Genomic DNA, 12,661 nt, shown 5'->3' with positions numbered 1-12,661 from the left:
TCTTTTTAGACTTAGTAACTTATAGCTACTTTATTTTCAATTTTAGATTTTGCTTCTTTTAATGTTAACTCTTCATCTCCTAAGTATAAATACACTTCTTTTGCATTCATATGCCTTGAAGAATCAATAAGCGCCCTTTTTTCCACTTCAGTTAAACCTCCCTCTTTCATTTCTGCTTGTTGCAAAAGCATCAGCAAAGATGGTGATATTAAATAATTATCACCTTTCACTAATTCAGAAACTATTTCTTTTACCAATCTTTCTCCTTCTTGAAAATCACCAAACAATACTCTATTATTTGAAAAGGGTTTTTGAGCTATTTTTTCTATATACTTACCTGTATCTAAACGAAAAATCTTTACTCTGTTTTTATATAAAATTACATAAACAGGTAATCCTTTTATACCTATTTTTTTAAACATATTTTTAATATTGTTCTTTTTCGTTTGGAAAATCTTGAGATTTTACATCCGCTATATAACTTTGAAAAGCTCCTGTCATTTCTGTATATAAATCTAAATACCTTCGTAAAAAACGTGGATTAAATTCATGAGTCATTCCTAACATATCATGTGTTACTAATACTTGACCGTCTACTCCTCCTCCCGCTCCAATACCTATAACAGGAATCGTTAAACTCTCAGCAACTTTTTGTGCTAAAGCTGCAGGAACTTTTTCTAAAACCAAAGCAAAACAACCTAATTCCTCTAACAATTTAGCATCTTCTAATAGTTTTTCTGCTTCCTCCTCTTCTTTAGCTCTAACAGTATAAGTTCCGAATTTATATATTGACTGTGGCGTTAATCCTAAATGACCCATTACTGGAATTCCAGCGGTTAAGATTCTAGAAATTGACTCTCCTATTTCGCTTCCTCCTTCTAGTTTTACTGCGTGACCTCCAGATTCTTTCATTACTTTAATTGCTGAATCTAAAGCGCTTTTAGAATTACCTTGATACGTTCCAAAAGGTAAATCTACCACTACTAAACAACGCTCAATAGCACGTATTACAGAACTTGCGTGATAAATCATTTGATCTAATGTAATAGGCAATGTAGTTTCATGACCTGCCATAACATTTGATGCAGAATCACCAACTAAAATCACATCAATTCCCGCTCCGTCTACAATTTTTGCCATCGTATAATCGTAAGCTGTTAACATGGAAATCTTTTCTCCATTCGCTTTCATTTCTACTAATGACTTAGTGGTAACTCTTTTATATTGTTTTTTTGCTACTGACATTATTTATAATTTTCTGAATTGTAAAAATACGGATTTATTCTATTGATTTAATTTAAAAATAGAAGTTACGAACACTTTAGTTCCATGTATAAAAGTCGTTAATCTTCTGTTAATTATAGTTTAGAAACTCTCTTTTTTAATAGCTTTACTTTTTAAATCTAACTACCATGCATAAAATAATTACTCTTCTCATTGTTTTAGTTCTTACTACTGTTGTTAATGCACAAGACAAGAATGATAAAAAAGCAATAAAAAATACTATTGAAACTTTTTTCGAAGGATTACACAAAGGTGATAGTACAATTGTAAGCTCTACACTACACCCAACAATAAAAATGCAAACTACTTTCACCAATAAAAAAGGTGAAAAAAGATTGGTTACTGAGAGTAAAGAAAAAGTTTTAACGGGAATTGCTAATAAAAAACCTGAGCATACTTATTTTGAAAAATTATTATCATGGAATATCCATATCGATGGTAATCTTGCTTCAGTTTGGACCCCTTATGAATTCTATTTAAACGATAAGTTTAGTCATTGTGGAGCAAACTCTTTTCAGTTATTTAACAACAATGGGAAATGGGAAATTATTTATTTAGTAGATATGAGAAGTAGAAGTAATTGTAAAGCTTATAAAAACTAAAAATGAAAAAGTGTTTTTTTTATATTTTACTATTATCTCAATTTGGTTTTGCTCAAAAAGCAGAAATGTTTTTACCCGAATTATTTAAAGACCTTCCTAATGTTAGAGATTTTTCAATGGCTAAAAATCAAGATGAATTCTATTTTACTATAGAAAGTTATGCTAAAGAGTATTCTTTTATCGCTTATTCAAAAAAAATAAATGATAAATGGACTGCACCAAAAGAGGTAAGTTTTTCTGGGCAGCATAAAGACTTAGAGCCTTTTTTATCTCCAGATGGCTTAAAATTATTCTTCGCTTCTAATAGAAAAAACAATACTTCTTCCGAAATTAAAAAAGACATAGATATATGGTATGTTACTAGAAAATCTAAAAATGATAAATGGTCTAATCCAAAAAACATAGGACAAATAATTAATACTTCTGCCGATGAGTTTTATCCGTCAGTAAACAATACTGGAGATTTATTTTTTACTGCTCAATATGAAAATTCAAAAGGAAAAGAGGATATCTATGTGAGTAGATTTATTAATGGAAGCTATACTAAACCTACATCTTTAAGCTCTGCTGTAAATTCAAAAAAGTATGAGTTCAATGCTTTTGTTGCTCCAGATGAAAGTTTTATAATTTTTACTTCTTATGGACGAAAAGATGATTTAGGACGCGGTGATTTATACATTAGCAGAAAAGATAAAAACAATAATTGGTTACCTGCTGAGCATTTAGATGTAGATATCAATTCAAAAAAGCTAGATTACTGTCCTTTTGTTGATATTAATAACAACGTTCTATATTTTACAACAAATAAAAGCTCAATTCCGAAAAATTTCAAAAAAAGAAAAAACCTTGAAGAAATAATTGATTATATAAATACTAATCCAAATGGATTAAGTAGAATATACAGAAGCTCTTTCAATAAAAAATAGTTTATATTTGGCATAATGAACCAAACTAATAACTCCAATAATTTATCACCAAATAAATGGGTTGATGACTATGCTGATTATTTATTTAATTATGCCGTAGTTCGTGTAAATGATTCTAATATCGCCAAAGATTTAGTGCAAGAAACTTTTTTTGCTGGATTAAAATCTGCAAAAAATTTTCAAGGAAAATCAACTGAAAGAACTTGGTTGGTTTCTATTTTAAAAAGAAAGATAATTGATCATTACCGAAAAATAAATTCTAAAAAAGGACAAGCCGAAGTTAGAATGAACTTTTATGACAATGGTGAAAATGAAGGTAGTTGGATTGAAGAAAGAGTCCCTCAATCTTGGAACAATGAAGCTGAGAAAACTATTGAAAACAGAGAATTAAAATCTCAAATAGACAAATGTATCGATGCTCTTCCTGAAAAATATGCTATGGTTTTTAGGATGAAAACGATTCAAGAGTTTGAAACTGAGGAAATTTGTAAGGAACTAGACATCACTCCGTCGAACCTATGGGTTATCATTCATAGAGCGAGAACTCAGCTAAGAAATTGTATGGAAAAAAACTGGTTTAATAAGTAAGAGAATAATGTTTAAGAAATTCAAAATAACATGCGATGAAGCTACTACTATTTGTGATAAAGCACAATATGGGGAGGCTTCATTTTATGAGAAATTACAACTTAATTGGCATATTTTAATTTGCAAAATATGTGCATTATATTCTAAACAAAATAGAAAAATGTCACATCTTTTTAAAATGAAAGCTAGTGAGTGTAAAAACGAAACAAAGTGTTTATCTAATATGGATAAGGAAGCACTAAAGGAACAATTAAGTAATTTTAATTAACAAGTTTGGTTTTTTTATAAAACCAATTTTTGATTTTTTGTTAGATTGAAACGGAGTTTATTGTAATGATAAATTCCGTTTTTTTATTTTTGCAACACAAAATATATACGAATGCACTTTTTACCTGAAAACATTGATAGTTACGTTGTAAATCACTCGCAACAAGAACCAAAAATATTACAAGAACTAAGTAGAGAAACTTGGCAAAAGGTATTGAACCCTCGTATGTTAAGCGGAGGATTTCAAGGAAGAGTTTTATCAATGATATCTAAATTAATCCAACCAAAATCTATTTTAGAAATTGGTACTTATACTGGTTATTCTGCATTATGTTTAGCTGAAGGATTGGCTGACGATGGCGAACTTTATACTATTGACAAAAATGAAGAACTAGAAGAACTGCAATATAAATACTTTCAAAAATCAGATTATAAAAATCAAATAAAACAGTTCGTTGGAAATGCTATTGATATTATTCCAACAATAGACAAAAAATTTGATTTAGTGTTTATTGATGCAGATAAATCAAATTATTTAAATTATTTTGATTTGATCATTGAAAAAATGAACAAAGGTGGAGTTATCTTATCTGATAATGTACTATGGAGTGGAAAGGTTGTAGAAGTACTTAATTCTAAAGATAATGACACTAAAGTTCTTTTAGAATACAATAAGCGTTTAAATGAAGATGCTCGCTTAGAAACCGTTTTATTACCAATTAGAGACGGCTTAACGATTAGTAGAGTTAAATAATATTTATAAATTACGCTTTATTGGCCCAGTAAAGTCATCAATACCATCTTTAACTTCATTGACTTCTTTATTAATGTCTCTTACAAAGTCAGTGTCTATTCCTTGATTTTTGGCGCTATCGTTAATTTCTTTTTTAATATCGTTAGTTGCATCTTTAATTTGACGCATACCCTTACCTAGCCCTCTTGCTATTTCTGGAATTTTGTCTGCCCCAAATAACATCACAACGATTAATAAGATTACAAAAATCTCTGGTCCTCCGATAAATAAAAATACTCCATTCATTACTGCAAAGATAATCAAATTCAATTTTCTAACTCTTTATTGTATAAAAAAAGCCAAACATAATGTTTGGCTTTTTTCTATGATTTAAAAACAATTAATCTGCAAGGATAATTGCTTTATTATCTTTCATTTCGATAGTTCCAGATTTAATTGCTAAAGTTAAAACTTTATCATCTTCTGGTAAACTTACGATGCTTCCATGTAAATCATCAAATACTAAATGATTCTGTGTATGAACGTGAACTTTTACAGTCCCTTCGTTTAAAATAGATACAACTGGCGCGTGATTATTTAAAATCTGAAATTCACCGGTAATACCTGGCACAGTAACAGAATCAACTTCTGATGAAAACAAGATAGCTTCTGGAGTTACAATTTCTAAAAACATAATTTCAATAGAATTAATTATTGTTAATTGTTATTTGAATTATGCTTCAGCTAACATTTTTTCACCAGCATCAATTGCTTCTTGAATAGAACCTCTTAAGTTAAATGCCGCTTCTGGGTACTTATCTAACTCACCGTCCATAATCATATTAAATCCTTTAATAGTGTCTTTAATATCAACTAAACATCCTGGGATACCAGTAAACTGCTCAGCTACGTGGAATGGTTGAGATAAGAAACGTTGTACACGACGTGCTCTGTGAACTACTAATTTATCTTCTTCAGATAATTCTTCCATACCTAAAATTGCGATAATATCTTGTAATTCTTTATATCGTTGTAAAATCTCTTTTACTCTTTGTGCTGTATTATAATGCTCATCACCTAATACTTCAGCAGATAAAATTCTTGAAGTAGAATCTAATGGATCTACTGCAGGATAAATACCTAATTCTGCAATTTTACGAGATAATACTGTAGTTGCATCTAAGTGAGCAAATGTTGTTGCTGGTGCTGGATCTGTTAAATCATCTGCAGGTACATAAACCGCTTGTACAGATGTAATAGAACCCTTTTTAGTAGAAGTAATACGCTCTTGCATTGCTCCCATCTCAGTTGCTAATGTTGGTTGGTAACCTACCGCAGATGGCATACGTCCTAATAATGCCGATACCTCAGAACCTGCTTGTGTAAAACGGAAGATATTATCTACGAAGAAAAGAACATCTTTTCCTTGCGCTTCTCCTGCTCCATCACGGAAATATTCAGCAATTGTTAAACCTGATAATGCAACACGTGCACGTGCTCCAGGTGGCTCATTCATTTGTCCGAATACGAAAGTAGCTTTAGAGTCTCTCATTCCTGGCTTATCTACTTTAGATAAATCCCATCCTCCTTCTTCCATAGAATGCATGAAATCATCACCATATTTGATAATTCCTGATTCTAACATCTCTCTAAGTAAATCGTTTCCTTCACGAGTTCTTTCTCCAACTCCCGCAAATACAGATAAACCTCCGTGTCCTTTTGCTATGTTGTTAATTAACTCCTGAATTAATACTGTTTTACCTACTCCAGCTCCTCCAAATAATCCAATCTTACCTCCTTTTGCATAAGGCTCAATTAAATCGATTACTTTAATACCAGTAAATAATACTTCAGTAGAAGTTGATAATTCGTCAAATTTTGGTGCTTGACGGTGAATTGGCAATCCATCTTTACCCACTTTAGGTAAATCTCCTAATCCATCAATAGCTTCACCTGTAACGTTAAATAAACGTCCATAAATATCACTACCAATTGGCATTTGAATTGGGTTTCCTGTAGCTACTACTTCAGTGCCTCTACTTAAACCATCAGTTGCATCCATAGAAATGGTACGAACTGTATCTTCACCAATGTGTTGTTGAACTTCTAATACTAAAATAGAACCATCAGCTTTTTTAATTTCTAATGAATCGTAAATTTTTGGTAATTCAGCACTTCCTGTATTAAACTCAACATCGATAACTGGACCAATAATTTGAGAAACTTTACCTGTTATTGTAGACATTACTATATGTAATTAAAGTTATTTAATTTGCTATGTGAGCTTTAGCTCCTTTTTTCAAGGTGCAAAGGTAATTTTTTTAGTGGAATTTAAAAAACCTTTTACAGTATTTTTCGTAAAAATATTCCATAAAAAAAGCCTCGCAATTGCGAGGCTTAATATTATATGTGATGTAAATTATTTTACTAATTTAATTTCAACACGTCTGTTTTGAGCTCTACCAGCTCTAGTTTTGTTATCAGCGATTGGGTAATCTTCACCAAATCCTGCAGAAGTTAATCTAGATCCGTCAATTCCGTGAGAAGCTAAATAATCTAAAACAGCTTTAGCTCTTCTTTCAGATAATCTCATGTTGCTTGCAGCAGGACCTTGACTATCAGTATGACCTTGAATACTAAAGTTAGCCTTAGGATATTCTTTCATAATTCCAGCGATTAAATCTAATTTACCAGTTACACCAGTTCTAAAAGTAGATCTTCCTGAGTTAAAGTAAATAGCTCTTGCGAAATCGTTTAATTTAGCTACAGCTTCTTCTTTAATAACTACTTCTGGACATCCGTTGTTAGAAGCAACACCAGCCTCTTTAGGACATTTATCGTCTTTATCTAAAACTCCGTCACCATCAGTATCTGGCCAAGGACATCCATTGTTAGCTGCAGGACCTGCAGTATTAGGACATTTATCTTTACTATCAACTACACCGTCTCCATCAGAATCAGGACATCCATTGTTAGCTTTAGTTCCTTTTTCAGTAGGACAAGCATCGTCTTTATCAGCAATACCATCACCATCTGTATCAGGGCATCCGTTTAAAGCAGCTAAACCAGCAACTTCTGGACAAGCATCATCAGAATCTTTAATACCATCGTTATCAGTATCAGGACATCCGTTGAATTCTTTTAAACCAGCAACCTCTGGACATGCATCATCTTTATCGAAGATACCATCACCATCAGTATCAGTTCCTCCGAACTTAAATACTAAACCAACTGAGTGTTGGAAGTGATCTCTTACTTTATCAGCGAATTCTTTTTTACCTCCAGACTGGAAGTTTAAACCTAAGTTATCATTGAACCAAGTATTGAATCCAAAACCTGCATTTAACATTCCTTCACCGTTATCAGCTAAAGAAGTGTAACCACCACCTAAATACACATAAGGATCAAACCAAGAAGTCTCTCCGAATAAATTATTTAAGTCATACTTTACATTTGCATCGACAGCCCAGTAAAGCTCATCTATGTCATTTTCAGTAGCAAAAGTTTCAATCTTATTTAAAGACCCAGCTAACTGTAAAGAAAAACCATCGTTTAAGTATCTATCAACAGTTACTCTAGAAATAGATGGTAAGATATTCCAGTCACTAGTACCGATGTAATCTTTTGCATACTCTGAAAATTCAGTAGGAATTCTAACGTCAACAGCGTTAACTCCAAATCCAACCGCCCATGGGTTGTCTGAATCTTGTGCGTTTGCAGTTCCTACAGTAGCGAATGCAAACAAAGCCATCACAGCTAATTTGATTTGTTTCATTATTAAAAATTTAAATTAAAAGTTCGTTTATATAACGCAAATGTAAGTTGTTAAAACTTATTTACAAAACCAAATCTACAAAAACTTATACTAAAAGCAAGTTTTTAATAAAACTTATTGAATCACTTTGAGTTCCTTACCTACCTTAACAAAAGCTTCTACCGCTTTATCTAAATGCTCTTTTGTATGAGCAGCCGATAACTGTACTCGTATTCTTGCTTGTTCTTTTGGCACAACTGGAAAGAAAAAACCTATTACATAAATTCCTTCCTCTAACAACTTATTTGCCATAGTTTGAGAAAGTTTTGCATCATATAACATAACAGGTACAATTGCAGCATCGGCTCCAACTAAATCAAAACCTGCTTTTTTCATTTCTGTACGGAAATAATTTGTATTCCATTCTAATTTATCTCGAAGAGAAGTATCATTAGATAATAAATCAAATACTTTTAAAGAAGCCCCTACTATTGCTGGTGCTAATGAATTTGAAAATAAATAAGGACGAGAACGTTGACGTAAAATTTCAATAATTTCTTTTTTACCTGTTGTGTAACCTCCCATAGCACCACCAAGAGCTTTCCCTAAAGTTCCAGTTACAATATCAACACGATCCATTACGTTTTTTAACTCTACGGTTCCACGACCTGTTTTACCGATAAATCCAGCAGCGTGACATTCATCTACCATAACTAATGCATCGTACTTGTCTGCTAAATCACAAATCTCATCTAATTTAGCAACAATACCATCCATAGAGAAAACTCCATCTGTTACAATAATTTTGAATCTATGATTCTGCTTATTTGCTTCAATTAATTGCTCCTCTAACGCTGCCATGTCATTATTTGCATAACGATAACGTGCTGCTTTACATAAACGAACTCCATCAATAATAGAAGCATGGTTTAAACTATCTGAGATAATAGCATCTTCTTTTGTTAGCAAAGGTTCGAAAACACCTCCATTTGCATCAAAAGCTGCTGCATATAATATGGTATCTTCGGTTGTATAAAAATCTGCTATCTTTGTTTCTAAGTTTTTATGAATATCTTGAGTACCGCAAATAAAACGAACTGATGACATTCCAAAACCATGGGTATCCATCGTATCTTTTGCTGCTTGAATTACTTCTGGATGATTTGACAACCCTAAATAGTTATTTGCACAAAAGTTAATTACCTCTTCTCCTGTTGATATTTTAATCACCGCATCTTGCGACGAAGTAATAATTCTTTCCGATTTATATAATCCAGCATCTTTTATATCCTGAATTTCTTGCTGTAGTTGTTGTTTTATTTTTCCGTACATAATTTATGTTTGAAAGTTGTTTGTTTTAAAAGGTCAAAGTTAATTCTTAAACTTCTTCAACCAAAATTTCTTCATTAATATATATGAGTAGTTTTTTATTCACTTTAAAATTCATTGTTTTTAAAACTCTCTCGTATTTTAATAATTGTTGATGGTAACTCATAGACGGCTTTCCTGTTTTATAATCGATAATTACAACTTCATTATTATGATTGACGACTAATCGATCTGGAATCATAATTTGATTATCAACATCAACTATTTCACGTTCATTAAAAACAATAGAGTCTTTAGAAAAATATTCTTTTAACTCTGGATGATTTACAATCCTATAAATATCTCTTTCAATTAAAACAGATTGTTTTCTATCTATAATTCCTTGTTTTTCGTATTGATTTACTATTTTCTTCACGTCATCAGACACAAATATCTTCGCCATCATTTCATGAATTAAATTACCAAATTCAATTGCTTTACCTTGATCAGTATCCCAAAGTTTTGAAGCGCTGGCTAACATTTTAATATTATGTTCTTGCCAAGGAGTAGAAATAAAATCTTGTTGAATTTCTGTTAATAATTCTTTTTCTTCTTTTTTACTAACTCTTTCTTGACTTCCGAAAGCATATTCTAATCGCTCATTATTCCAATCTCCAATTTCTTTTAAGTAGTTAATAAACACACCAGAGTAAAAATTGGTGTTTTCAATTCCTTTTGATGAAATTTTATTTTCAGTAATTATATGTAATTGCTCAACCGCTCTTGTTAATGCTACATAAAGTAAATTAAAATTATCTAACTCTAACTCTTCTCGCTGCCTATTATATATTTCTGAACTAGTATCATTTACATATTTAAAATCTTTATTAAAAGGAATCAACAATTCTTTAAAACCATCAAAATTTTCAGGCAAATCATTTAACCAAACTTTCGGATTTATTTGACGATACACATCCAAGTCATACGGAAAAATAACTACTGGAAATTCTAATCCTTTTGATTTGTGAATTGTCATTACCTGAACTGCATCTCCACTCTCAGGAACTACAATGCTTAATTTATCTTTTTTCTCTTCCCAAAATTCTAAAAACTCTTGCGTACTTGTTCCTTTTCGCTGCTGCTCTAAAATTACATCTAAGAAAAATTGCACATACGCGTCTGATGAATTTATTAATTTAAAGCTTCTAATAATCTCTTCTACTTTTTCGTAAAAAGGTAGTTGATAGAAATCATTTAATTCAAACGAAATTCCATAGTTTTTCATTTGATCAAATAGAGCTTCGTTTGATTGAGATATTAATTCAGATATAAATAAATGTTTCTCTATTTTAATCTGTAAATGATCATGTAAAAAATACAATAACTCTAATAAAGTCTCTTTATCATTTGGATGTTGAATTACTTGTAAAACATCAACTATAAAATTGACTCTTGTGCTATTCTGCAATAACAAAGTTTCAGAAGAAATAATATTAATCCCGTTTTCTGACAAATAATTTGCCACTGCTACTCCATCTTTCTTTTTACGAACAAGAATGCAAATTTCATTTAATGAGAACTCAGATTTAAGTTCGGATATTTTCTCTAATATTTTCTTCGGATATTTTAAAACCTCATCTTCATTTTCTTCCTCTTTATCTAAAAAAGATAGAGAAACAAATCCGCCTTTTTTAGCATTTTCTAACTGCTTATTTCCTTCAAAAAATAATTGACTGTAATTTTCATTTTGAAGAAAACTTGCTGTGTGTTGAAAAAATGAATTATTAAAATTAATTACTTCAGAATAACTCCTATAATTGGTTTCTAAAGTTTTTGTTTCTTTCGAAATATGAAACGGATTATCAGTATCAGAACCTAAACCTATAAACTGTTCTGCTTTTCCTCCACGCCAACGATAAATGGCTTGTTTACCATCACCAACCAACAACAAATTACTGTTTTCTTGCGCCAACGCATTATCTATCAACGGAATTAAATTCTGCCATTGCAATACAGATGTATCTTGCATTTCATCAATAAAATAATGCATAAATCGCTGTCCAATTCGTTCATAAATAAAAGGAGCTGGCTGGTCTTTTATATTGTCAGAAATTAATTGATTAAATTCTGCATTTAAACGAAGATTATTTTCTTCTTTTATCTCTGTTAATTCTAAATTTATATGATTTAAAACAGCCAACGGAATTATACTTTTCAACACCAATTTATTCATCAAAAATTGCTGATACAATTCTTCTGATTCTTTATATAAATTCAATAACTCTGGTAAAATGCTTTCAATCGCATTTTTAATATCATCAGATTTAGACTTCGCATAAAAATTATTCTCTTCTATACGCTCTCTTAACTTAGAATCTTCAAAGAATTTTACTTTCTCAAAGTTTTGAGATAAAGCCACAAAATGATTTGGAAACATTGATCGATAAAAATCTTTATGATCTAATTGAACTGATTCAATAATTTTCAGTCCTTTTTTACCAATCTCTTGAAAAGAAACTTTTATTTCTTTTTGATGTTTAGATAGTTTAGTCTTTAATCCAGTAAAATCTGCTACTTTTTTATCGGCAAGATTTCTAAAATGTTTGGTGTCATCTTCATTTAATAAGATTTTAGAAAACTCATTTAACTCTCTGGAGATATCCCAAGATTTATCATCATCAGCTTTATCTAAAGAGAAATCTATTAATAGTTTTGTTAGTTCTTTATCTGTTCCGATTTTAGAAATCAACACATCTACCGCTTCATTTAATAACGAAACTGCGTCCATTTCTACTTCGAAATTGAGTGACAGTCCTAAATCGTAGGCAAAACTTTTAATAATCTTATGCGTAAAACTATCAATCGTAGTTATTGAAAAAGCGGAGTAATTTTGCAGAACAGCATCTAATATCTTTTTACTGCGTTCTTTAATTGTAATTTTATCAACAGGAATTTCATTGGTTATTATTTGAAATAAATCATTTTCTTTTCCTTCAGAGAAATCTTGCAAGTTTTCTAAAACTCGCTCTTTCATTTCTCCTGCAGCTTTGTTAGTAAATGTAATTGCCAGTATTTTTTGAAAACGGAAAATATCTTCAGAATTCAATAAAACTTTTAAATACTCTTTAACTAAAGTGAAAGTTTTTCCACTACCTGCAGATGCATTATATACTTGAAAAGTTGATGGTTGTTGCACAAT

At 30.9% G+C, this 12,661-nt stretch carries 12 protein-coding genes; 4 read left to right on the top strand and 8 right to left on the bottom strand.

Going from position 1 to position 12,661, the window contains the following annotated elements; genetic code table 11:
* Nucleotides 1–11: 11 nt before the first annotated feature.
* Nucleotides 12–422 carry a hypothetical protein gene (locus H3Z83_RS11285; RefSeq protein ID WP_182125601.1) on the bottom strand — a complete coding sequence of 137 codons (411 nt, stop codon included), beginning with the start codon at nucleotides 420–422 and terminating at the stop codon, nucleotides 12–14.
* A gap of 4 nt (nucleotides 423–426) precedes the next feature.
* On the bottom strand, nucleotides 427–1,245 hold the full coding sequence (gene panB, locus H3Z83_RS11280) for a 3-methyl-2-oxobutanoate hydroxymethyltransferase (RefSeq protein WP_182125600.1): 819 nt from the start codon (nucleotides 1,243–1,245) through the stop codon (nucleotides 427–429).
* A gap of 167 nt (nucleotides 1,246–1,412) precedes the next feature.
* Here panB and H3Z83_RS11275 point away from each other — a divergent pair, with 167 nt between their 5' ends.
* The 4 genes from H3Z83_RS11275 to H3Z83_RS11260 all read left to right on the top strand — a co-directional run bounded on the left by H3Z83_RS11275 (nucleotide 1,413) and on the right by H3Z83_RS11260 (nucleotide 4,421).
* Nucleotides 1,413–1,886, top strand: a complete 474-nt coding sequence (locus tag H3Z83_RS11275) for a nuclear transport factor 2 family protein (protein WP_182125599.1) — start codon at nucleotides 1,413–1,415, stop codon at nucleotides 1,884–1,886.
* A gap of 2 nt (nucleotides 1,887–1,888) precedes the next feature.
* The gene (locus tag H3Z83_RS11270; RefSeq protein ID WP_182125598.1) at nucleotides 1,889–2,812 is read left to right on the top strand and encodes a TolB family protein; all 924 of its coding nucleotides are present in this window, start codon (nucleotides 1,889–1,891) and stop codon (nucleotides 2,810–2,812) included.
* A gap of 15 nt (nucleotides 2,813–2,827) precedes the next feature.
* The gene (locus tag H3Z83_RS11265; protein WP_182125597.1) at nucleotides 2,828–3,400 is read left to right on the top strand and encodes a sigma-70 family RNA polymerase sigma factor; all 573 of its coding nucleotides are present in this window, start codon (nucleotides 2,828–2,830) and stop codon (nucleotides 3,398–3,400) included.
* Nucleotides 3,401–3,779: 379 nt separating this feature from the next.
* The gene (locus H3Z83_RS11260; protein ID WP_182125596.1) at nucleotides 3,780–4,421 is read left to right on the top strand and encodes an O-methyltransferase; all 642 of its coding nucleotides are present in this window, start codon (nucleotides 3,780–3,782) and stop codon (nucleotides 4,419–4,421) included.
* 3 nt (nucleotides 4,422–4,424) lie between these two features.
* Here the strand turns inward: H3Z83_RS11260 and H3Z83_RS11255 are convergent, their stop codons facing one another.
* From H3Z83_RS11255 to H3Z83_RS11230, 6 genes are all read right to left on the bottom strand, one after another.
* Entirely contained in the window at nucleotides 4,425–4,706 is a 282-nt protein-coding gene (locus H3Z83_RS11255; protein WP_182125690.1) for a Sec-independent protein translocase subunit TatA/TatB, read from the bottom strand.
* Nucleotides 4,707–4,800: 94 nt separating this feature from the next.
* A complete protein-coding gene (locus tag H3Z83_RS11250) occupies nucleotides 4,801–5,094 on the bottom strand; it encodes a FoF1 ATP synthase subunit delta/epsilon (protein ID WP_182125595.1) in 294 nt (97 codons plus the stop codon).
* A 39-nt stretch (nucleotides 5,095–5,133) separates the two neighbouring features.
* Complete coding sequence (gene atpD / locus H3Z83_RS11245) at nucleotides 5,134–6,645, bottom strand: F0F1 ATP synthase subunit beta (RefSeq protein WP_182125594.1); 1,512 nt, start codon at nucleotides 6,643–6,645, stop codon at nucleotides 5,134–5,136.
* Between the two features lie 174 nt (nucleotides 6,646–6,819).
* Nucleotides 6,820–8,175, bottom strand: a complete 1,356-nt coding sequence (locus H3Z83_RS11240; protein ID WP_182125593.1) for an OmpA family protein — start codon at nucleotides 8,173–8,175, stop codon at nucleotides 6,820–6,822.
* Between the two features lie 114 nt (nucleotides 8,176–8,289).
* Nucleotides 8,290–9,486, bottom strand: coding sequence for a glycine C-acetyltransferase (gene kbl, locus H3Z83_RS11235; protein WP_182125592.1), 1,197 nt, complete (start codon nucleotides 9,484–9,486; stop codon nucleotides 8,290–8,292).
* Between the two features lie 46 nt (nucleotides 9,487–9,532).
* Complete coding sequence (locus H3Z83_RS11230) at nucleotides 9,533–12,658, bottom strand: UvrD-helicase domain-containing protein (RefSeq protein ID WP_182125591.1); 3,126 nt, start codon at nucleotides 12,656–12,658, stop codon at nucleotides 9,533–9,535.
* Nucleotides 12,659–12,661: the final 3 nt, after the last annotated feature.

This window comes from Tenacibaculum pelagium (assembly GCF_014062345.1).
Classification (GTDB): Bacteria; Bacteroidota; Bacteroidia; order Flavobacteriales; family Flavobacteriaceae; genus Polaribacter; species Polaribacter pelagius.
The sequence above is the reverse complement of the archived record's forward strand: the minus strand, read 5'-3'. Positions and strand labels throughout refer to the sequence as shown.